This is a genomic window from Frankia sp. Hr75.2 (genome assembly GCF_949319125.1).
Classification (GTDB): domain Bacteria; phylum Actinomycetota; class Actinomycetes; order Frankiales; family Frankiaceae; genus Parafrankia; species Parafrankia soli.
Genome location: NZ_CASGGV010000003.1, coordinates 1 through 21,677, shown reverse-complemented (window position 1 = coordinate 21,677; position 21,677 = coordinate 1). Strand labels below are relative to the sequence as shown.

Here is a 21,677-nt window from a genome sequence, read left to right as displayed (position 1 = left end):
CGGGCCCCGCCGCCGGGGGGCCCCCGTGCGGCCTCGGGGTGCTTCCACCCGCCGTCATCGGAGTGCTTCGCCTCGTGGCTCTCGTGATGCTCGTGGGTTCCGCCGGTCTCGTGGACCCCGTCGGTCTCGTGCGGGTCCGAGTCGTGGAGCTTCGTCTCCTCGGCGCCGGACGCGTCGTGGTGGGTGCCCGTAGCCGTCTCGGCGTTCGAGCCGTGGCCCGGGTCGAGGTCCCAGTCGTGGTCCCAGCCCTCGCCCCAGCCGGCGCCGTCGACGGAACCGGCGTCCAGGCCCGCGTCGCCGTGGCGGGTGACCGGGTCCGTCAGGCCCGGGTCGGCGTGATGCCCGGCATAGTCGTCGGCGTAGGCGCGGGCCCGGTCGAACTGGCTGGTGAAGATCGACATTCCTGCTCCCCGCGGGTCAGAAGGTGGATCAGAAGTCGACGAAACGGGGCGTGGCGACGGTATCCCGGGCGGCCCGGAGATGGTCCGCGATCGCGCCCCGCCCGACCCGGATCCCCGCCCCCGCGGGATAGCGACGCAGCACGTCCAGCCGCGCGAGCCGGTACGCGACCGCGCGCAGCACCGCCTCCCGGGTGTGGACGGGCGCTCCGCGCAGCTCGGACGTCATCCGCCGCGCGGTCTCCCACCGTGGCGCGAACAGGTTCTCGGTGAGGACGTAGCCGAGCACCGGCAGGGTGGTCGAGACGAGGACGTTCCACCGGTCGAGCAGCGTCGCCCAGCCGCGCGCGGACTGCGCCCCCAGCTGCGCGGTCCGCTTCTCGCCCTGCGTGTAACGGCTGTAGGCCTGGGTCGCCCCCGACACCAGGAAGACCGGGTTCAGCAGCGCGGCGACGCCCAGGGAGACCGCCGTCCCGGTGTAGTTGGGGCGTGGCAGCGCCGCCGGGTCCAGGTCGAGCAGCCGGGTCGCCTGGGCGGCGAGCTGCGCGGTCTCCGTCGCCGCCCGCTGCACCGGCGTCAGCGCCGCCCGCAGCCGACCCTCCTGTGCCTTCAGCCAGGCGGGCTCGGCGCCACCGGTCACCGGTTCCAGCAGCAGGGCGTCGCGGTGGCGCACGAACGCGGGCAGCACCGAGCCGACCTGGTCGAGATGGCGCTGCAGCTCGACCAGGCCCTCCGCGAGGGTCGCGGCCGTCCGCGCCCGCGCCTCGTCGTCCGTGGGCTGTGGCACCGCCCGGCCCAGCTCGGCCGCGGTACCGTCACCGAGCAGCACGGCGTGCAGCTCGTAGAACGGCCCGAAGATCGTATAGAGGAAGTAGTCCTCCTCCAGCCCGACGGCCGCCCGCAGCATGTCGGGGACGGCCCGCGGCCCCGCGGTGGCGTGCCGGCCGGCCACGATGTCGGTGTGCACCGCGCGGACCAGTTCGAGCTGGCCGACGATCGAGACCTCGGCGTCGCCGGTCGCCACCCGCAGACCGGCCCGCTGCTCCTGGGACGTCCCCTCGACCGCGCGCAGGGCCGTGAACGGCAGGCGCAGCTCCAGGCCGGGACCGCGGACCCGCAGCGCGTCCGGCCCGACCGCGCAGACGACCGGCCGGCCGTCGGCGAGCTCGGCCGGGTACGGGCCGTCCGCCAGGGTTCGCTCGGCGGCGGTGCGCAGCGCCGGATGCTCCAGCAGGCGCCGGCCGAACACCGCCGACTCGCTCTGCACCGTCACCGGGCCGTGCTCCGGGTCGACGACGACGAACCGCTCGGCCGACCCGGCGACGCGCAGCCGCGAGTCGAACAGGTCGAACCTGGCCACCACCCGGGCGCTGTGATGCTCCTGCAGCTCGAGGGCGGTGTCGTCGAGCACGCAGTCGACCCTGGTGACCTCGGCGTCTCCCGCCAGGCCCCGCGCCGACACCGGGGCCGACGTCCCGATGGCGGCCGGCGCGTCCGAGGCGTCCGCCCGTACCGTCCCCGTTCCCGCCGCCGCCGCCAGGAAGGCGTGCAGCACCTGCGGGGTGACCAGGTGCAGGACGACTCCGGTGAGGAACCGGCCGTCCAGGACGGCGCCGCCGCTGACCACCGCGACACTCGGGCCGCCCGGGCCGACGCCGATTCGGTTCAGCGGCCAGTCGAGCAGCGCCCGCCCGCGGGCCCGCAGCTCCAGCCGCCCGCCCCGCACGACCACGTACGCCGTCAGCTCCCGCGGCGCGGCGACGGCTGGTGTCGCCTCCATCGCGGACGGCGCGGCCGCGGTGGGCTCGGCCTCGTACAGCGGTGTCACCGAGACCGCGCACGGGCTGACGAAGGACGTCGATGCCGCGTCCGCCAGCAGCGCGCCCCGCAGGCCGGTGAGCAGCGCGAGCGCCTCGGTCGGCAACGGTGCCACGGTGGACGCGGCGAACGCCCGTCCCGCCGGTAGCCGCAGGTCGACGACGAGGCGGCCGCTGTGCTCGACGAGCTCCACCGTCGCGCCCGGGTCGACGGCCGGCTCGAGCGCGGTCACGGTGGTGGCCCCACCGAGGACGTTCGTGTCATGGACGTAGGCCGCGGGGTGGTCGGTGAGCACCAGCCGGCGGCTGCCCATCCGGGAGAAGCCCTGCGATCCGTGCTCCCGGAGCGGGAACCACGCGCTGTCGAACACCACCTGCCCGCGGATCCGCTCCAGCCCACCGGAGGCGGGCCCGCCTCCGGCCGGTCCGAGGGACGTCCGGCTGGCGGACGGCGGGTCGAGCGGCGTCGGATGCACAGGCGGGTCCTCGGTCTCGGGCTTCTCGTGTTCCTCGCCGGATGCGGCTCAGCGGTGGCTACAGCCGACGTCCACGGAGTGGAACCCTATCCGCACGTTAGCGCGGATCATCCCCATCGATGCCGGCCCCCTGTTCACCAGGTGCTGTCGACCAGGCCGGTGCCCAGATACACCTGGTCGAAGCCGTTGCCGTCGTTGTCGTCGGTGTAGGCGATCACGATCTGGCCCCACGGGTTGACGCCGAGCGCCGGCTCGTTCTGCTTGCCGGCGACGGTGCTGTGGACCCGCAGCCGGGGCAGCCGGCCGGTGACCGTGCCGTCCGGGTTGAGGCCCTGGGCGTGGACGTCGGTGGACTCGCCCCAGGACACCACCGCGTTGCGCTGGTCGTCGATGCCGGTCTGCGGGTCCGCCCCGGGCAGGACGACCTCAGGTCCGGCCGCGTTCGCCGCGCTGAAGGAACGGGCGCCGACCTGCGCGCTCCCGTTCTGGTCGGTCTCCCACGCGACGACCTGGTCGCCGTTGAGGTTCGCGGCCACCGACGGGTGGAGCTGGTTCCCCGCGGTCGTCACGTTGGCGACGGACTGGGCCGCCTTCACCCCGCCCGAGGAGGTGAGGATCTTCCGGCCGATGTTGAACGACCCGTTGCCGTCACCGTCCTCGTCCCAGACGACGACGGCGTTGCCCGCGGCGTCCATCGCCACGTCGGGCCGGCGGTGGGTGCCGCCCGTCGCGTGCACCTGGACCTCGTAGGTCCTGGCCGACACCGACGCGAACCCGGACACCCGCACGGTCGGTGCCGCGGTGCCCTGGACGTCCTCGAACGCGACCGCGAACCCGGGGCCGTCCGGGTCCGCCGCGACGTGCGCGTTGAGCTGCTGCCCGTCGGCGTTCGCGTTGGCCTGGGCCGAGCCGGTCACCGTGCCCGCGGTGTTCACCGCACGCACGGCGATGTTGTAGTACCCGTTGCCGTCAGGGTCCTCCGCCCAGATGACCACCGCGGTGCCGTCCTCGCGCAGGGCGACGTCGGGCTGGACGTGCCGCCAGCCGCCGCTCCCGCCCGCCGACAGCTTCTTCTCGTACAGCGACGTCCCGTCGCGGTACAGGCGGAGGTACACCTCGGTGTGAAGGGTGTCCTCGGGGGCCGTGGTATCCCGGTCGTCCTCCCAGACCACGGCGGTGTAGCCGTTGCGGGTCGCGGACACCTCCGCGTTGTCCTGGTCGCCGGTGGCGTCGGAGTTGGCGGCCGTCCAGGTGACGTCGGTCGCCGTGGTCCCGTCCGCCGCCGCCGTGCCGACGAGCGCCCCGGCGAGGGTGACGGCCGCCGCGGCCCCGACGACCGCGACGCGGGTGCTGTGCCTGCGCATGCCTGCCCCGTTCACACCGTCTGGAGACCGGGGTTGCCGGCCTCGATCACGTAGCTCTGCACGGTGGTGGCCGCGCTGCCACGGACCGTGACCTGGTTGAGCGCGCGGAAGTCCACCGTCATCTGGGTGGGTGTGGTGACGGTGCGGACGTAGCCGCGCCGGTTCCAGTTGAACTTCACATGCGGGTTGAGGCTGGACAGGCCGGTCCCGGCACCGGCGCCGTCCCCGCCTGAGGTGATCGAGGTGGACACCAGCTCGGTGCCGATCACCTTGTTCTGGGTCGCGTAGTCGTCCATGATGTCGGCCGCCCAGTGCTGGTGGACGTCTCCGGTGAGCACGACCGTGCTGGTGTTGCCGCGGGCCTGCCAGCCCGCCTGGATCCGGCCGCGGTTGGCGGTGTAACCGTCCCAGGCGTCCATGCTCTTCGAGCCGTCGGCGGCGGCGAGGCGCTGGGCGAAGAACACCTGCTGGCCGATGATGTCCCAGGTACCCAGGCGCTGGCCGAGGCCGTCGAGCAGCCATGCCTCCTGCGTCGCCCCGGTCAGCGTGCGTGCCGGGTCGTCGGCCGCGGCGCAGACCTTCGTGCCGTCACCGCACGCCTGGTCGTCCCGGTGCTGCCGGGTGTCGAGCATGTGGAAGGTGGCCAGGCTGCCCCAGCGCAGGCGCCGGTAGAGCTGCAGGTTCTCGTTGACGGGAACCTGCGCCGACCGCAGCGGCATGTGCTCGTAGTACGCCTTGTAGGCGGCCGCCCGGCGGGCGGTGAAGTCGCCGGCCGGACTGGTGTCGTTGCGGACGAGGTCGGCGTAGTTGTTCTCGACCTCGTGGTCGTCCCAGACCGGTATCCACGGCGCGGCGGCGTGCGCGGCCTGCAGGTCGGCGTCGGACTTGTAGAGCGCGTGCCGGACGCGGTAGTCGGCCAGCGAGCTGATCTCGGCGCTGGGCACGTGCGAGCGCACGCCGGACCCGGCCGCGCCCTCGTAGATGTAGTCGCCGAGGTGCAGGATGAGGTCCGGGTTCTCCTCGGCCATCCGGCGGTAGGCGGTGAAGTAGCCGGCCTCGTAGTGCGAGCACGAGGTGAACAGCATCTTCAACGCGGGGCTGGAGCCGACGGCCGGGGCGGTCCGGGCCCGGCCGACCGGCGAGATCTGGCCGGAGGCGCGGAAGCGGTACCAGTACTCCCGGTTGGGCTGCAGGCCGCCGACCTCGACATGCACGCTGTGCGCCCAGGCCTGGACGGCGGAGACCGAGCCGCTGGCGGCGATCTGGGTGAAGTACTGGTCCGTGGCGACCTGCCACTCCACGGTGACGGCGCCGCTCGACATGCCGCCGAGCCCGTCCGCGGCGAGGGGCCTGGGCGCGAGGCGGGTCCACAGCACGAATCCGTCCGCGCTGGGCTCGCCCGAGGCGACGCCCAGCGTGAACGGATAGGAGGCGGCACGGGCCGCCGCGGCGCCCGCCAGCACCGTTCCCACGCCCGCAATTCCGCCGAGAACGACGGACCGTCGGCTCACCTGGCTCATGAATGATTCCTACGACCTGCCGAAGCAACCGGAGGTGCGATCCAGAAAGCGTTCACGGCCCGTTGGCCAGTGCGATCCCAGGTCCCGTCTCGACGGATCATCCGTCATCTGCTCGACGCCTGGAAATGTCTATGCACACAGCACGGTTTATGGCAGGGGCACGGCCGCGGAAGAAACCAGGAGACGTGTTTCGCACCAGGCCCGCCCACGGCGGCGGGGGATGTCGGGTCGAGCGGCGTCGAGCCGTTCAGGCACATGGCCGCGTACTGCCCGTCAGGGGCCGGATTCCCGCGCCGCGGGTGTGAGATGGGCGGACTCGATCTGATCGAGGTGTCGGGTGCTGTTGTGCTTGACGAGCTGCCAGCGTGCCGCCCCGAACTCCGGCGCGCGGTGTGACCACCAGGTGATCGAGCAGTGCGCCACGGCGAAACCGACCCCTGGGCGCGACGGCAGCCGCAGGAACCGTGTGTGGGCGGCCTCGACGGTCTCGGCATGCGCGACGACGAGCACCCGCTGCTCCGGATGTCGTTCGATGATCTCTCCCAGAGCTGCCATCGCCCTGGCGAGGTACTGGTTCCAGCTTTCCGCGCCCTCGGCGAACGGCCGGTCCGGCTCGTCGCCGGGGCTGGCACCGAACGCGGCCCAGATCTCCGTCCAAGGCCGGCCGTCCGCGACGCCGTGCTGCGGCCCCGCCAGTGCCGGCTCGACGGTGACCGGCACGCCGAGCCCGCCGGTGGCGAGTTCCGCGGTCTCCCGGGCACGGCGCCTCGACGAGACGTAGACGGCGTCGAAAGGCTGGTCGTCGTGCATTCGACGAAGCCGCCTGCCGAGCTGCCGCGCCTGGTCACGGCCGCGTTCCGTCAGTCCGGTGCAGCCGATCTCGCCGCCCGCGACACGTCTGAGATTGCAGTGCGCCTCACCGTGCCGCGCGAACAACAGATCCGTCTCCATCGCCGCGATACCCCCGTTTCGGAATGCGCCTGTCGCAGAGAGTGTCACTCACCACGCTGCGACGCGTACCGATTCGCGGAGGACGAATGCGCGAGCGGCTCAACGTCGGCACCTCAGCTGACGGAGCTGGGCGGGGAGCCTGGCGCCCAGGGATCGGGCGTGTACGCGGAGCCGGTGTCGCGTCGCCACTGCATCCATCGCTGGAGTTTGGTCAGGGGCGTGAATCCGCTCGCGGCGTAGTGGGCGTGCGCGTCTTCCGTCACCAACGTGAACTGCGAGATGCCGCGCAGCAGTCGATGCTGGAGCAGCCCGCACACCAGCCAGCGCCCAACACCTTTGCCACGATGGTCCGCATCGACGTAGACGTCGTCGATGAATCCGACGGCCACCCGGTCGGTCACGCAACGGGCGACTCCCCGCTGCCGACCAGCCGGATCGTAGACGCCCACGGTGAGGGAATGGTCGAGCGAGGTGTTCACAGCCTCCTGGCTGCGGCCACGCGACCAGGCGGCCTCCAGCGACAACCACCTCCACACCTGGTGGCGGTCCAGGAGCTCGGGACTGTCCGACAGCTTCCACCCCTTGGCCTGTAACGGCTGCCAGGGCGGGTTCGCCGGCCTGTCCAAAGAAGTGATCACGTTTTTCATTGTGTCGCCAGTCTCCCACCCGGGAGACTGGTCGAGGTGAAAGGCGCACGCGATTTCCACCGGTGGGTGGTGCGCCGGGACTTGCGCGCACCACCCACCGGTCGGGTCGTCAGGCGATGAGGCTCACGTTGAGAACCTGGCCGACCACCGGGTGACGTAGGAGGAAGCTGGTCGGGTGATACGTCCGCTGGCCCGCGACGTCGCATCTCACCTGGACGGTCGCGGTGCTGGGGACGGAAGGATTGGCGAAGACGACTGAGAAGCGCCCGCCCACGCCCACCGAGGCGCCGTGCGACTCCCCGCCGCCGCTGATCAGCAGCGACTCGGCCGAGCCGATCCTGCACTGGACGGTTCCGGCGACCGCCAGCGGCCTGTCGTGGCGGCCTCGGTGGCCATGTGCAGCTGCTCGGCCTCGATGATTTGACGAGCCAGATCCTGTTCGGAAATGCAAATTTATAAATAAAAATGACTGATTCGTGGAAGGCGGTCCGGGAGGGTCGGGGTGGCTCACGATCCGGCGTCCCTGCTCCGCTCCCACGCCGAGCCACGCGGCGATGTCGTTCGTCGTCCACACGGGGACGTGGCTTAGTTGTGGTCACAGCAAAAGCCTGGCGGGTGCAGCTGATTTAACCCGCTACTGTGGGTTATCCCTCCCAGTGGGGCGGCCCCGCCCGGTGTTAGCAGCACCGGAACGGGGCCTCGATCCGAACCCTGCCAAACCAGAGCCCGAACCGTGCCATCCAGCATTCCACAACGCTCCGCCGTCTCCGCGATGTACTCCCACGTTCGCGCGCTCACGCTCGTCCCGACCGCCGTCGGCGGCCGGCTCGTGTCCGTGCGTGTCCTGCGTTCAGTCCTGCTCGCGATCGCCTACTACCTCGACGCGGCGGACTGGTCGGGAGCATTCCCGTCGATGCCCACGCTGGCCGCGCGGGCCGAGGTGTCGGTGTCCACCGCCCGGCGCGCGTTGCGCGCCCTGGAAGCGGCCGGCGTCCTGGTCGCCGAGCTCGGTGGCGGCCGCCGGTCGAACCGGTACCGCCTGGTCCGCCCAGCGCCAGCGCCAGCGCCAGCGCCAGCGCCGGTTCCGGTCCCGGTGGTCGGTGACGCGGTGGCGGGGGTCGCCGCCTGCCGTGCCGCGCTCGTCGCGGCCGGACGGGGCCGAACTGGTGGCGCCCGGTAGTAGGGCGCCGCGTTGGTCAGATTCTCCGGGTGGCGAAGCGCGCGGGCTCGCGCATGACGGTGGGGGCGCCGGTCTCGGTGGCTCGGGTCCTCAGCGCAGGGTCGAGGTGATCCACGACTCGCAGGTGTCGGCACTCTGGTGGTTGGTGTCCCACTTGCAGCCCCGCCACCGGAAGGAAAGGATCTCCGACTGGGCGCCGGCGATGGAACCCGACCACTCGACGGGGTCGCAGTCCCCGGAAAGATATTTGCTGCCCTCACGCGGGTTCCCCTGCGAATCCTGGTAGGCGTACTGGACGTAGATGCTCCAGGCATCGCCGCAGGCGACGTCCTTGACCGTGAAGGAGTTCCGACCCTTCTCCAGGTTGGCGGTTCCACTGTTGAACCAGACCCAGCCGGCAGTGCCACCGGCGCCGTGCAGGACGAGCTGGCTGGTCGTCCCGCCGTCCGGGTCGGGCGGCGGGCGGGTGGCGGGCGGTGCCGGCGGGACCTGCGCGGGCGGGCCTGGCGCCTGTGGGTCTGGTGCCTGCGGGTTCGGTGTCGGCGTCGGTGTCGAGTGCGGTGGCGCGCCGGCCGTGGGTGCGGCGGTGGGTCCGGCGGTTGCGGAGCGCCGCGGCGGCTGTCCGAGATCCGGGGCGCCGGAAGCTCCCTCCGGGGTGCTGCCGCCGGCTGCTGGCGATCCGGGAGGACCCGCGCTCGGCAGGGCCGGGGTCGCGGTGGCCGTGGGGTCCGGTCCGGTCCGGTCGGTGGAGGGAGCGGACGACCGGGAATCGGACCCGGGGCGAAGGGTGGCGGTGCCGCCCGCGACCGGACTGTTCCCCGGGGGACGGCCCGCGGCGATCAGCATCGCCAGGCCCGCGCCCGCGACCAGCAGCGCCGCCACCGCCACGGCCGGCACCAGAGCGCGCGACGGGCGGCGGCCGATCGAGTCGACGAGCCACGTCACCCAGCGGGAGGGGATGTCCCTCAGCCGTGATGGCGGGCCAGGCGGCGGTGACGGCGGGTCGGGCAGCCGCGGCGGCTCTGGCGGTGACGCCTCGTCCGGCGCGGGATTCGGGTCCGAAAGCGGGTCCGGCGGCCGGGGCACCGGGACCTGCGGTACCAGCGGGCGCGCCCATTCGCCGCCGAACCCGCGGACGGCCGCCTCGGTGCCGGTCAGGTCGGATGTCAGGTCGGAGACGTCCCGTTCCAGGATCTCGGCGACCAGCTCGATCGCGCTCGGCCGCTCGCCGGGGACCTTGGCCAGAGCACGTCGCAGCAACGGTCGCAGGGCTTCCGGCACGCCGTCGAGGTCGGGCTCGGCGTTCAACCGGCGCAGCGCGGAGGCGACCGGCGTGTTCACCGGCTCGCCAGCGAACGGCTGGCGTCCGGTCGCCGCGAAGGCCACACAGAGGGCCCAGGCGAACACATCCGCCGCGGGGCCGGCGCGCTCGCCGAGAAGCTGTTCGGGTGCCATCCAGGCGGCCGTTCCGATGACGTTCCCGGTGTCGGTCAGCGCTGTCTCGTCGAGGGCGCGGGCGATACCGAAGTCGACGACCTTCGGACCATCCCGTCCGAGCAGAATGTTCGCGGGCTTGAGGTCGCGGTGCACGAGCCCCACCTGGTGCACGGCGACGAGCGCGCTCGCCAGACCCGCGGCGAGGCTGACCACCCGGCGTTCATCGAGACGGCCCTCCTCCACCACGGCCCGGGCGAGGTTGACGCCGTCCACGTATTCGGTGGCCATCCACGGTGGATCCGCGTCGACATCGGCGGCCCGCACCTCGGCGACGAAACTGCTACGCACCCGCCGCGCCGCGGCCACCTCCCGGCGGAACCGTGCGTGGAACTCCTGGTGGGCGGCCAGATCGGGCCGGATGATCTTCAGTGCCGTCGGCTGGCCGTCCGCGCCGAACGCGAGATAGACGGCGCCCATGCCACCTGAGCCCAGCCGCGCGTCCAGCCGGTACCCGCCGACGCTCCTGGGGTCGGCCTCTGTCAGCGGTGCCAGCACACCCCGTCCCCCGTCGTCCTGGCCCGAGGCGCCCAGCGCAACAAGCCCATCGCTGACCGCGGCCGAGCCGATCATCGTCACCTTGCTGGCACCTGCGAGCGGCGTCAACGTGACTTGTCGGTGTTCGAGCCTTCCGGGCCCCCGCGACTGGCCCGCCTACTGTGGGAACGCGACGTCGAACTTGTCGGCCTGCCCGCGATCATCGGTCGTCGTCCGCGGCCATCAGCCGTCGTCCGCATGGCCCGGCCGCCGCGGTGGGCACCGCACCGAAGCGAGGAGACCGTGCCAGCTGGCGACAGAGGTTTCGTCGTTCGTGACACCCGCATCGCGTACGAGAACCCGTGGATGCGGGTCCGGGAGGATGCCATCGTTCGGGCGGACGGCAGCCCCGGCCTTTTCGGTGTGGTCGAGAAGCCGGACTTCGCCCTGATCATCCCCGTTGACGCCAGTGGCGTGTGGCTGGTCGAGCAGTTTCGCCACCCGGTCGACGGCCGCTACTGGGAGTTCCCGCAGGGGTCCTGGGAGGACCGGCCGGACGTCGGGCCCGCGGAACTGGCCGAGGCCGAACTGCGGGAGGAGACCGGGCTCCGGGCCGGCCGGCTCGACCATCTGGGGCAGATCTTCACCGCCTACGGCTACGCCGACCAGGCGTGTCAGGTCTGGCTGGCCACCGAGCTCTCCCCCGGACAGCGCGAGCTCTCCGTGGAGGAGCAGGATCTCGTGACCCGTCGCTTCAGCCACCGTGAGTGGGGCGACCTGCTCTCCGGAGGAGTCATCAAGGACGCCTCGTCCCTGGCGGCCTGGGCGTTGCTGTGCGCGAGCCCGCTGCGGGAGCGGGCATTCGGACGAGCGGTCAGGTTTCCAGGGTCGTGAAGCGGACGGGTTCGCGCAGGACGGTGGTGGCTGCGGGGAGGTCGGCGAGGCGGGTGGCGAGTGTCGCTTCGGCCAGGCGCGGGGGTAGCGCGGTGTTGAACTTCAGGCCGGCCAGGGCCTCGTCGGTGACGTGGGGCAGGCAGAGGCGGGATTCCAGGTCCGCGGTCGCGGCCCTCCACTCGGGTGGGGTCAGGTCGCTGCGTAGGCGCAGGTAGGAGGCGGTCGGGGCCTGGAGCGGGTCGGCGAGGTCGCCGAGGCTCGCGACGAGGGTGCGGTTGGCGCGTTCGCCGGCCCAGGTCCACCAGCGGATGTCGGTCAGGTCCTCCGTCCGGACGATCATCGTGCCGCCCGGGTGGACGACGTCCAGATGGTTCTCGCGGACGGTCGCCAGCCGTTCCGCCGCCCGGCGGGTGAGGGGGACCGGCGGATCGGCGCCGAGCAGGACGTCCCGCATCGCCCTGGTCAGCTCGAAGGACAGCACGCCGTCGGCGGACGTCAGCCAGCGGGCCCGGCCGCCGCCCTCGGCGGGTTCGACGAAGCAGCGGCGGCGTTTCCAGTCGATGTGGGTGACCCGCCAGCTGCGGCCGGCGAGAAGCAGCAGCCGCGGGCCCTCGACCGGGTCGGTGAGCAGAACCGGGTCGGTGCGGCCTATCTCGTCCCGGCCGTGCAGGACGGTGAACTCGGGTGCCGCGGTGAAGACCGCGGTCAGCTCGGAGAAGTGCCGATGACCGAAGCGACGCTCCGCCTCAGGGCCGATGAACAGCATGCCGCCGTCGGAGTCCAGGTAGCCCGCGCGGACGAGGTGCCGCACGATCGGCTCCGCCGAACGGTCGAAGGGCGCGAGGCCGTTCCACTCGTCCGCCCACGTCCGGTCGCCGATCCGGTTCTCCTGGAGGCAGTAGGCGAGCACCTGCTGGGCGACGATGTGCCGGGGCTCCGGCGGGGCGACGACCGGCTCGACCCAGCCGCGGCCCCACAGCGACAGCAGCCCGGCGGCGTGCACGAGCGCGCTCTCGGTCAGGGTGAGGAACAGGCAGTTGCGGGTGGTGCCCGCCCGGCGGCCGGTGCGGCCGAGACGCTGCAGGAACGACGCGACGGTTCCCGGGGCGTTGATCTGGATGACCCGGTCGAGGTCGCCGACGTCGATGCCCAGCTCCAGGGTGCTGGTGGCGACGATCACGCAGTCCCGGGCCTGGGCGAAGGCCTCCTCGGAGCGGCGCCGCTCCTCGGCGGACAGCGACGCGTGCGAGAGGAACGTCGCCACACCGAGGGCGCGCAGCGCCTGCCCGAGCTCCTCGACGGTCTTCTTCGAGTCGCAGAACACGAGCCGCTTCTCGCCCCGGTGCAGGGCGGCCAGCACCTTCGCCGCGTTCGTCACCGACCCGACGTAGTCCAGCTCGACCTCGCCCGGCGGCACCGTGACCGGTCCGGCCGCCGTGGCCGATGAGGCGGTCGGCAGATCCGGCGCTATGACGTGGGCCGGGCGCCGGCCCGCGCCCGAGCCCTGCAGCCAGCGCAGCAGCTCGGCCGGGTTCCCGACGGTCGCCGACAGGCCGATGACCTGCAGCTCCCAGCGCGGCTCCGCCCCGGCGGCGGCAGGCGGGCCATCCGGTGCGTCCCGCGGGACGGGCGTGGTGTTCCGCGGAACACCACGATCACCGTGCGCCGCCGTCTGTTCGGCGGCGATGATCCGGCGCAGTCGTTCCAGGACGGCGAGCAGGTGCCACCCGCGGTCGTCGCCGGCGAACGCGTGGACCTCGTCGACGATGACGGTGCGGACGCCGGCGAAGAAGCCGCGATGGTCGGTGCGGAGGCTGACGAGCATCGCCTCCAGCGACTCGGGTGTGGTGAGCAGGACGTCGGGCCGTTCCCGGCGGATCCGGTTGCGCCGGCTTTCGGCGACGTCGCCGTGCCAGACGGCGGCCTGCCGCCCGAGCCAGCCGGTGTAGGTCTCCAGCCGGGGCGTCAGGTTGTTCAGCAGGGCCTTCAACGGACACAGGTACAGGACGGACGTCCCCGGCCAGTTCTCGGCCGCCATCCGGGACAGGACCGGGAACGCCGCCGCCTCGGTCTTGCCGCCGGCGGTCGGTGCGAGCAGCAGCGCGTCCGAACCGGCGAGCAGCGGCGCGACCGCCTCCTCCTGCAACGGCCGCAGCCCGGGCCACTGCAGGGTGTTCACGATGTGGTGCAGCACCACCGGGTGCAGCAGATCCGCCGCGGCGGCGGGAGCCCCCGGCCGCGCGGTCAATCCAGGTCCAGGTCGATGTCGTCGGCGCGGGCGTCGGCGTGGGCGGCGTTGCGGGCGGCGTTGCGTTCCAGGTCGGTCATCTCGGCCGTGCCGATGGTCAGCGGGTAGTCGTGCCGGGGGTCGAAGTCGTCGAACTGGTCGACCCGGTCGAGGACGTCCCCGACGAGCTTCTTCAGGAACAGCCGGGGCGCCACGCCCACCTTGCCGCCGAGCCGCCCGGCGACCGCGCCGGCCAGCTCCCCGAGATAGGCGTCGTCGACGAGCGCCTCGATCCGACCGGCCGCGTCGCCCGACGCCCCCGCCGCGTACAGGCCCCGGACCCGTCCGCCGAGCTCGACCAGCGACGCCTCGGTGAACCCGGCCAGCCGCAGCTGCACGGCCCGCGGGTTGTCGAACCTCGGGTCGGCGGTGAAGTCGGTCGCCAGCCGCTGCGCGAGCGGTGCGAGCCGCGCCACCCCCTGCGGGCCGTCGTAGAAGGCCGGCGTTCCGGTGATGACGAGGAACAGCCCGGGGAAGCGGCCGCTGTGGACCTCGTCGATGAGCTGGCGCAGCGCGTTGAGCGCCTTGTCTCGCGCGTCGGACCGGACCCGCTGCAGGGTCTCGACCTCGTCGAGGACGACGAGCAGGCCGCGGAAACCGCTGTCGCGCAGCACCACCAGCAGCCCCTGCAGGAAACCGAGCGCCCCGAAATGGTCCAGGTCGCCGCGCACCCCGGCGGCCCGGCGGGCGGCCGCCGCGACGTGCGGCTGCCCGCCGAGCCAGGCCAGCACCGCCGCCGCCGTGGCCTCGTCGCCGGCGGCCAGCGCCGCCCGGTAGCCGCGCAGCGCCGCCGCGAACGCGGGCGCCGTCCGGCCGACGTCGGCGAGCCGCCGGTCGACCAGCTCGCCGACGGCCCGGTCGAGCGCCGCGGCGTCGTCGCCGGTCGCGTCGGCACCCGTCCCGCTGCCGCCCGTCGCACCGCTGCCCGTCGCCTCGTCGGCGGCGAGGACGTCCTCCTCCAGCGCGTAGAACCAGCCGTCGACGACCTGGCGCAGCGCGCTCGGCGGGAACGTCGCGGTGGCCAGCCGCTCGGTCAGCCGGCGGTAGACGGTCTCCAGCCGGTGCAGCGGGGTCTCGTTCTCCGAGACCTGCACCTCGGCGGTCGCCAGGCCCGCCTTCTTCGCCCGGTCGGCGAGCCAGCGGGTGAAGAACGTCTTCCCCGAGCCGTACTCGCCGCGGACCGCCTTGAACACCGACCCGCCGGCGGCGACGGCGGCGAGATCCTCGGTGGCGACGCGCTCGAACCGGTCCAGCCCGACCGCGAGCAGGTCCAGCCCGGCCGCCGGCACCGCGCCGCGCCGCAGCGCGTCCAGCACGTCCCGTCGCCGCGCCGCGCTGACCTGGCCGGCCGTCACCGGGGCAGCCCGAACTGGGCGCGCAGCAGGTCGACGTTGAGCCGCAGGGTGTGGCCGTCGTCGATCGGTGCCAGCACCGGATAGTTGTCGATGTTGAACAGGCGCTGCAGGTTGACGGCGAAGCCGCCGGCCCGCGCCGGGCGCTCGCGCGCCCGCTCGGCGACGACGCTCGTCGCCAGGGTGCCGTTCGCGTCGAGCAGCGCCCGCACCGCCGCCTCGACCTTCTCCACCGGCACCTTGCGGGCCAGCCCGTCGAGCTGGGACCGGAACAGCTCGGACGCGAGCAGCCCCGCGACGAGGACGTCGACGGGGTCCTCCCGGCCGCCGGCCGTCGCCCCGCCCGCGCCCGCCGGACCGGCCGCCCCCGGACCCGTGGCCGCCGGACCGGTCGCCGGGCCACCAGCGGGCACCTCGGCGGGAAGGTCGAACAATGCCGGGCCGGTCTGCTCCTCCGCGGGTCTGCGCCGCTTGCGGGGGAGCGCCGTCGTCTCCCCGGCCTCCTCCACCGGGACGGCGCCGGCGCGCTGCCCGACCGGCACGGCGGCGCTCGCGCCGAGGCCGCCGAGGAGGTCCGTCGTCTCCAGCGACCACCAGCGCGGGCGCTGGTCGGGCAGCGGGCGCCAGCCGGGCGGCGGGTTGCGGCTCGTCGACGCCGCGGACAGGCGGAACGGCAGGAACGCCAGCACCGGCACCGTCACCTCGGCCGGCGACGCACCGCCGTGATAACCGCCCTTGCGGCCCAGGTAGTGCGCGGCCGGGTCCCAGAGCGCGACGATCCGCCCGCCGGGCGCGAGCACCCGCGGCCCGGCCAGCGTCACCTCGCCCTCCAGGAGGCCGCCCTCCAGGAGGTCGCCGTCCAGGATGTGGCCGTCCTGGGAGTCGCCGCCGCCCGAGCCGGGGACGCGGTGCCGCGCGGACGCGGCGTCGTCGGTGGTCAGCGTCTCGGCGCGATGGTCGACGACATGGCCGTGGTCGCTGGTCAGGATGACTGCCCGCCCGGCGGTCCGGGCGTAGCCCAGCACCGCGCGCAGCCGGCCGACGTCTGCCAGGCTCCAGCCGCCGTCGTCGCGCTGCCGGCCCTTCTCCAGCGTGTCGTCGACCGTGTTGATCACGACCGCCACCAGTGGGGTGTCCGAGGTGAGCGCGTCGGTGAGCTCCCCGTCGAGCGCGGTGCCCGGCACGCCGGGCAGATCGGAGTGGTGGAACAGCCGGGCGGTCCGCCGGCCCCAGCGTGGATGGCCCTCGAACCCGGTCTTCTCCGTCGCCTTGTCGCCGGTGAGCAGCCGGCCGGCGAGCAGCGACGTCCGCGAGGTCGCGGTCACCGTCGGCAGCACGGCGACGGCCGCCCGCCGGCGGGCGGGGCCGGCCGGCTCCCCGCCGAGGGAGCCCAGCGGGTCGCACTCCTCCCAGCGTTCGCGCCGCAGCTCGGCGGCCAGCTGGGCGGCGACGGCGGCGCTCATCCCGTCGAGCACGACCAGCAGCGCCCGGCCGCCGCGGGCGGTCACGACCGGCGCGACCACCTGGTCGAGAACCTCCTCGACGCACAGCGGCCCGCCCGGCGCGCCCGCCCCCGCCGGGCGGCCGGTGGTGGTCCACAGGGCGAGGAGCCGCGCGAAGGCCGCGTCGACGGTGCGGCGACGCAGGGCCACCACCTGGTAGAGATCGCTGTACGCCGTGCCGATCGCGGGCGCCGGGGTGCCGGCAGCCAGGTGGCCGAGCGCGATGTCGGCCCAGGCACCGTCGTCGAGGTGGGCGTCGAGGGCCCCGGCCAGCGTCGTCGGCCCGTCGGCCCGCTCCCGGCCCGGGCGTGGCCCGTCCGCGGGGCGGGCGGCGGCGAGTGAACCGGTGGGCTGGGTGGCGAGCCAGCTGACGAGTCGGCCGGCCATCGCGGCCCGTTCCACCTCGGGACGGTCGACGCCGGCCAGCAGGTGCCCGCGCAGCGATCCGACCGCGGCCACGACGTCGCGGGCCGCCCGCGCGAGCAGCGTGCGTTGGAGCCCGGCCCCGGCGGCGGTGAGGAAGTCGCCGACCGCGGCGGCGACGGCGGCCAGCCGGTGGTCGAACCCGGCCCGCAGGATGTCGCTCGCGGCGCCGGCCGCCCGGGCGTCCAGGTCACCGAGCAGCCGGTCCGCGGTGTCGAGCAGGGCCGGGAGGCCGTCATCCGGGTGCAGCGTCGCCGAGGCGCCGGCGGCCCCGTCGAGGCCGAGCCGGCCCGCACCCGGGCGGGTGGCCACCGGCGTCGTCGTGACCACCTCACGGACGGCCGCGGCGAACGCCCGCATGGTCGCGTCGTCGAGGCGGACATCGCCGAAGTAACGCTCCATCCGGACCCTGGCCCGTTCGACCGCCCGCTCGACCGCCGCCGCGTCCCCGCCGGGCGGCGCGGCTGGCGCGGGCGCCGCGGTCGGTGTGGTCGCCGCGGTCGGCGTGTGCGACATGGGCTGCGTGGGCGGGTGGGCGGCGTCGCGGTGGGCCGGCGGCCACAGGCAGTCGCAGACCAGGCCGACGGCGAGCGCCCGCTCGCCGTTGCCGGCGGCGACCAGGGTGAACAGGGCCCGTCCCGCGCGGCCGGTCCGCTCGACCAGGTAGTCGGTGAGGCCGGCACGCTCGTCGTCACCGAGCCGGCGCAGCGCCTCGGTGGCGCCGGGTGCCGTCGTCCAGCGCAGCAGGGTGGCGATGTCCAGGTCGGCGGCGCCCAGACCGAGCTCGGTCAGGCCGAGCCGGACGGCGGCCAGCTCCGCCAGCGCGTCCTCCCGGCTGAGCAGGCCGCCGGGCCGGCGCGGCCAACCGGCCGGAGGGCGGGCCTCCAGCAGTGCCTGCGCGACCCAGCGGTTCTCGGGGGCGCGCAGCCGCGGGTCGGCCTGGGTGGCGCCGAAGTCCTCCAGGACGGCGAGCCACGGCTCGATGACGTCGATCCGCTGCCGGTAGACCTGGGCCAGGACGGAGTCGCCCAGCGACTCCTCGTCGGCGTCGGTGAGCAGCACCAGCCAGCCGTCCTCGACCGGGTCGCGCGCCCAGCGGGTGACCTCTTCGAGCACGGCGAGCGGCGACACGCACGGCACCACCCGGACCGGCCGGTCACCGATGTCCAGCTTCTCCGGCGCCGGCCAGACCGGCTGGGCGCGGACGAGCAGGACGCGCGGCTGGCTGCCGTGATCGTTCTGCGCGGCGCGCCGCAGCCGGATGACCCGGTTCCGCACGACGGCCGGAGTCACCCGAGGGGCGCCCGTGCCAGCCGAGGCACCTTGGCTGCCGGGGGCTGAAAGGACGGTCACGGTGCCGGCCGCCAGATGATCTCGACCTCGCCGGGCTGGTCGCCGACGTGGGCGCGCAGCTCGGCGAGCGCCCCGTCCAGCTCCCCGGCCCGGACCCGCCACTGCCGAGGGGCCCCGGCTCCCGCCGGGCCACCGGAGCTCACACCGCCGCCGGAGCTCACACCGCTGCTCGCGGCGAGACTCCGACCCGGCTCGGGGACCATGAGCGGGACAGCCCCGGCGGTCGGCCGGGCACCCGATTCCCCCGGAACGCCGGCCGGCTGCCAACCGGCCGCGGGCCGGGTGATGGGCGACGGGGTGATCGGTGGCCTCGGTTCGCCGAGGGCGCCGGGCGGCGCCTGAGTGGCGCGGCGCAGAAGCGTTGTCGCGGCGGCGCGGGCACTGCTGAGCACCGCGGCAAGCGGCGTGGTCAGCTCGTCGGCGGCGCCGGCGGCACGGATTCGCCCGAGGATCTCGCGGGCCTCGCTCTGGTGGGGCTCGGGCAGCCCGGCGATGACGACGAACGTCTCGTCCCAGGGGGCCGCCCTGATCGCGGCGGCGACGTCGCCGGCACGGCTGATGCTCACGGCGAGCCGCGCCGCCGGGCCGGCGAGATCGGCGCGGGCGAGCCTGCGCACGGTTTCCGCCGCGGCCCGGGGGTCGTCGAGCGCGGCGAGCAGGTCGAGGGCAGCCCGCGCGGTCCGCAGCCGGCCCCCGTCCGCGCTGTCCGCCCCGTCGGTGCCGACGGCACCGTCGGGTCCAACGGCGCTGCCGGTGCCGGCCGCGGCGAGGCCGGTGCGCGGGTCGAGCCCGAGATCGCCGGCACGAGCCTCCAGGGCGCCGACCAGCTCCTGACTGGCCGCCAGGCGGGGCCGTGCCTTCCCGACCAGTTCCTCGGCGAAGCCGCGCAGCAACCGGCCGCGCAGCAGCGCCGGCGGCCGCAACCCGAAGATCACCTGGGCGCGCTCGCCGGCGGCCGCCCAGTCCGCGGCGTCGGGCAGCGGCTGCTCGCGCAGCGTCATGTCCTTGACGATCGCGCTCAGCTCGGGCGGGGTGGGAAGCAGGCCGCCGTACCGGTACCAGGCCCGGTCGGTCTGCTCGGCGAACGCGGCGACGACAAGATGCGCGACGTTGTCGTCGAGGCCACGCGGTCTCGGCTCGTCGATCCAGCGCAGCAGGTCGCCGACCCGGAGCTCGCCCGGCCCCGAGCCGCCCGAGCCGCCCGTGTCGCCGACGCCGCTGGCGTCCGGCGTGCCGGGCCCGGCGGCCGCGGTCTGGGCGGCCCGGCGGGTGAAGTGGTCGACCCACTCACGGCCCAGCTCGAAGCGCACCTCGTGCATCACGCCGAGCCCGAGCGCCGGCGCGATCCGCCGCATCGGGATCCGGTCGCCCCGGGCGACCTCCACCGAGCCGCCGTCCGCCTCCGCGGCCTTCGTCACGTAGCCCAGGACGAGCTTCAGCTCCGCCGGCTTGACGGGCGTCCCGGTCCGGTCGGGGTCGAGGTCGGGATGGCCGGGGAACTGGTCGGCGAGCAGATCCCCGACCAGCCGCCGGACGGCCTCGCGGAACGACGCGCCGAGCGGCAGCGCCGGGTTCAGCCCCGGCCACAGCGCGCGCAGGTGGTCACTGAAGCCGGCGGTGACGTCCTGCTCGTCCTTCGACGTGAGCCCGTAGGCCGAGCGCAGCACCGTCCGGGTCTTGGTCAGCAGCGCGTCGTGGCGGCTCTTCAGCACGCCGCGGGCGCGCTGTCGGTCATCGGCGCTCAGGTGCTGGGCGTGGCTGTCGAACCGGTGCCCGCCACCGGCGAGCAGATGGTCGAGGCGGACGAGCATCCCCAGGTCGGCGAGCCGCGCGGCGGTCAGATCGGCGGGGATCCAGCAGACCGTCCGATGCTGGACGCCCGCGCCGCGCAGCCGCTCGACGCGCGCCCGGGCGTAGACCGGCCCGTCACCGGCGTCGTCGAACGGGTAGTCGACGACAAGGCGCCAGGACTCCGGGTCGAGCGGGGCGAGCTGGTCGTCGCGCAGCTCCGCGCCGCGGACCGAGCCGAAGATGACCTCGGCGGAGCGCTTGCTGCCCTTCCAGACGAAGTCGAGCCGGTCGCCGTAGGCGTCGCCGGTGACGGAGACGCCCAGTTCGTCGACGAGCAGCCGCTTCACCAGGGTGCGCCGGTTGCCGCCGTTGTCGTAGGCGACGGCCGAGTTCAGGATGCTGTCGACCTCGACGTCGACGAGCTCCAGGCCGACCCCCGGGTCGCCGCCCTCCACCGGGACGTACTTGATCTCACCGAACTGGCCGGCCCAGCGCTCGACCTTCTTGCCGACGAGCCCCGCCTCGCCGCCCGGGATCGGGCTGGTGATGCTGCCGTGGTTGAGCGCCGACAGCCGCCGCGGAGTCAGGTTGCGCAGCGCCGGGACGCTCGGCGCGAGCGCGGACAGCAGCAGCGTCTTGACCAGCCGGTCGTCCGCGGTGAACCGGCGGACCTTGGTCGCGAGCGCCGGGTCGACGCCTGTGCCTGTGCCTGTGCCGGTACCGGGGCCGCCGCCGGCGGCCTGGGCGCGGCGGACCTGGGCCAGCGTGTCCTCGTCGAGGCCCTCCGCGTCGAGCAGGTAGGGACGCAGCTTGCGGGCGTAGAGCTTCTGCGCCGCGTCGAACTCGGCCTTCAGGACGTCGGTGAACGGCGTGTCGGCGCCCCGGGTGATGACGTCCCACAGGTCGCCGAGCGGCACGACCTGGCCGAGACGAAGGTCGTCGCGGTGCTGGACGAGAAGCTGACGCATGAGCTTCAGCGCGGTCCGGTTGCGCTGCAGGGCCGAGGAGACGTGGACGAGGGTGTCCACGAACGCCGGGCTGAACGGGTAGGAGAGCCGGAACGCGTCCCGGTCGGCGCCGAGCTGGGCGCTGCCGCCGAGCATCGTGTCCCACACCTCGGCGCGGACCTTCGCCGTCGTCTCGAACGCCTTCGCGATCGCCGCCGCGGCGTCGGCGTTCAGCGGCTTCAGCAGCCGCCGGTTGGCGATGAGCGGGAGATTGCGGTCCTCCAGCACGATCTTGTCGAACCGGCCGTCGGCGAGCGTGAGGACGTCGAGGAAGGACAGCCGCACGTCCCCGGCGATGGACTCGCCGACCAGCTCCCGCAGGTCCCGCTGGCGGGCGATGAAGCTGACGACCGGGATCGGCCGGGCGCCATGCCCGCCCTCGACGAAGTTCGTGACCTTCTGGACCTCACGGGAGACGAACGCCTGGTCACCCATGTTGTTCGCCAGCCACAGGATCAGCTCGTCGAGGAACAGGACGACGGCGTCGTAGCCGAGGTCCTTCGCGTGGCGGGCGATCTCGGTGAGGCCGGCGTCGAGGGAGACGAAACCCTCGGCGTCCTCGCGCAGATCGCGGAAGGTGTTCGCGAACCAGGTCGAGAGCAGGTCGGAGACCAGCCGCCGGCGGTTCCTGGCGTCCGGCGCGCTGATCAGAGCGCCGTCCGCGGTGGCGGCCTCGGCGAGCGCCGCGTCCAGTTCGGCGGACGTCCAGGAGGCGTCGTCGCCCCACTCGTCCTCCTCCGCGCC

General features: G+C 74.0%; 13 protein-coding genes. 2 read left to right on the top strand and 11 right to left on the bottom strand.

The window, feature by feature from the left end:
- The 6 genes from AC559T_RS00225 to AC559T_RS00200 all read right to left on the bottom strand — a co-directional run.
- Positions 1–401: hypothetical protein (locus tag AC559T_RS00225; protein WP_498867328.1), on the bottom strand; the 401-nt coding region annotated here is incomplete at its 3' end.
- A 28-nt stretch (positions 402–429) separates the two neighbouring features.
- On the bottom strand, positions 430–2,691 hold the full coding sequence (locus AC559T_RS00220; protein ID WP_498867327.1) for a hypothetical protein: 2,262 nt from the start codon (positions 2,689–2,691) through the stop codon (positions 430–432).
- Positions 2,692–2,825: 134 nt separating this feature from the next.
- On the bottom strand, positions 2,826–4,055 hold the full coding sequence (locus AC559T_RS00215) for a hypothetical protein (protein WP_498867326.1): 1,230 nt from the start codon (positions 4,053–4,055) through the stop codon (positions 2,826–2,828).
- An 11-nt stretch (positions 4,056–4,066) separates the two neighbouring features.
- Positions 4,067–5,575 carry an alkaline phosphatase D family protein gene (locus tag AC559T_RS00210; RefSeq protein WP_498867325.1) on the bottom strand — a complete coding sequence of 503 codons (1,509 nt, stop codon included), beginning with the start codon at positions 5,573–5,575 and terminating at the stop codon, positions 4,067–4,069.
- 273 nt (positions 5,576–5,848) lie between these two features.
- Positions 5,849–6,526: a histidine phosphatase family protein gene (locus AC559T_RS00205; RefSeq protein ID WP_131627566.1), complete on the bottom strand. Its 678-nt coding sequence runs from the start codon at positions 6,524–6,526 to the stop codon at positions 5,849–5,851.
- Between the two features lie 113 nt (positions 6,527–6,639).
- Positions 6,640–7,173, bottom strand: a complete 534-nt coding sequence (locus AC559T_RS00200; RefSeq protein WP_498867324.1) for a GNAT family N-acetyltransferase — start codon at positions 7,171–7,173, stop codon at positions 6,640–6,642.
- 733 nt (positions 7,174–7,906) lie between these two features.
- On the opposite strand from AC559T_RS00200, the gene AC559T_RS00195 reads away from it, so the two are divergent.
- Complete coding sequence (locus tag AC559T_RS00195; protein ID WP_498867323.1) at positions 7,907–8,353, top strand: helix-turn-helix domain-containing protein; 447 nt, start codon at positions 7,907–7,909, stop codon at positions 8,351–8,353.
- A 90-nt stretch (positions 8,354–8,443) separates the two neighbouring features.
- Here the strand turns inward: AC559T_RS00195 and AC559T_RS00190 are convergent, their stop codons facing one another.
- Positions 8,444–10,420, bottom strand: a complete 1,977-nt coding sequence (locus tag AC559T_RS00190; RefSeq protein WP_498867329.1) for a serine/threonine-protein kinase — start codon at positions 10,418–10,420, stop codon at positions 8,444–8,446.
- A 207-nt stretch (positions 10,421–10,627) separates the two neighbouring features.
- Between AC559T_RS00190 and AC559T_RS00185 the strand changes: the two genes are divergently transcribed.
- Positions 10,628–11,218 carry an NUDIX domain-containing protein gene (locus AC559T_RS00185; protein WP_498867322.1) on the top strand — a complete coding sequence of 197 codons (591 nt, stop codon included), beginning with the start codon at positions 10,628–10,630 and terminating at the stop codon, positions 11,216–11,218.
- On the opposite strand, the gene AC559T_RS00180 is transcribed toward AC559T_RS00185, so the two are convergent.
- The 4 genes from AC559T_RS00180 to AC559T_RS00165 form a co-directional block, all read right to left on the bottom strand.
- Positions 11,199–13,466, bottom strand: coding sequence for a DEAD/DEAH box helicase (locus AC559T_RS00180; RefSeq protein WP_498867321.1), 2,268 nt, complete (start codon positions 13,464–13,466; stop codon positions 11,199–11,201). The genes AC559T_RS00185 and AC559T_RS00180 overlap by 20 nt on opposite strands.
- Entirely contained in the window at positions 13,463–14,860 is a 1,398-nt protein-coding gene (gene brxD / locus AC559T_RS00175) for a BREX system ATP-binding protein BrxD (RefSeq protein ID WP_498867320.1), read from the bottom strand. Before brxD ends, AC559T_RS00180 begins: the two co-directional genes overlap by 4 nt.
- Positions 14,857–18,060 carry a BREX-2 system phosphatase PglZ gene (pglZ, locus tag AC559T_RS00170; protein ID WP_498867319.1) on the bottom strand — a complete coding sequence of 1,068 codons (3,204 nt, stop codon included), beginning with the start codon at positions 18,058–18,060 and terminating at the stop codon, positions 14,857–14,859. Before pglZ ends, brxD begins: the two co-directional genes overlap by 4 nt.
- A 71-nt stretch (positions 18,061–18,131) precedes the next feature.
- On the bottom strand, positions 18,132–21,677 hold a 3,546-nt coding region (locus AC559T_RS00165; protein WP_498867318.1), incomplete at its 5' end, for a BREX-2 system ATPase PglY family protein.

What these genes read in the sequence shown, in the direction of transcription:
- AC559T_RS00215 (WP_498867326.1), bottom strand. Translation starts at nt 4,055, where the DNA reads ATGCGCAGGCACAGCACCCGCGTCGCGGTCGTCGGGGCCGCGGCGGCC.
- AC559T_RS00210 (WP_498867325.1), bottom strand. Translation starts at nt 5,575, where the DNA reads ATGAGCCAGGTGAGCCGACGGTCCGTCGTTCTCGGCGGAATTGCGGGC.
- AC559T_RS00205 (WP_131627566.1), bottom strand. Translation starts at nt 6,526, where the DNA reads ATGGAGACGGATCTGTTGTTCGCGCGGCACGGTGAGGCGCACTGCAAT.
- AC559T_RS00200 (WP_498867324.1), bottom strand. Translation starts at nt 7,173, where the DNA reads ATGAAAAACGTGATCACTTCTTTGGACAGGCCGGCGAACCCGCCCTGG.
- AC559T_RS00190 (WP_498867329.1), bottom strand. Translation starts at nt 10,420, where the DNA reads ATGATCGGCTCGGCCGCGGTCAGCGATGGGCTTGTTGCGCTGGGCGCC.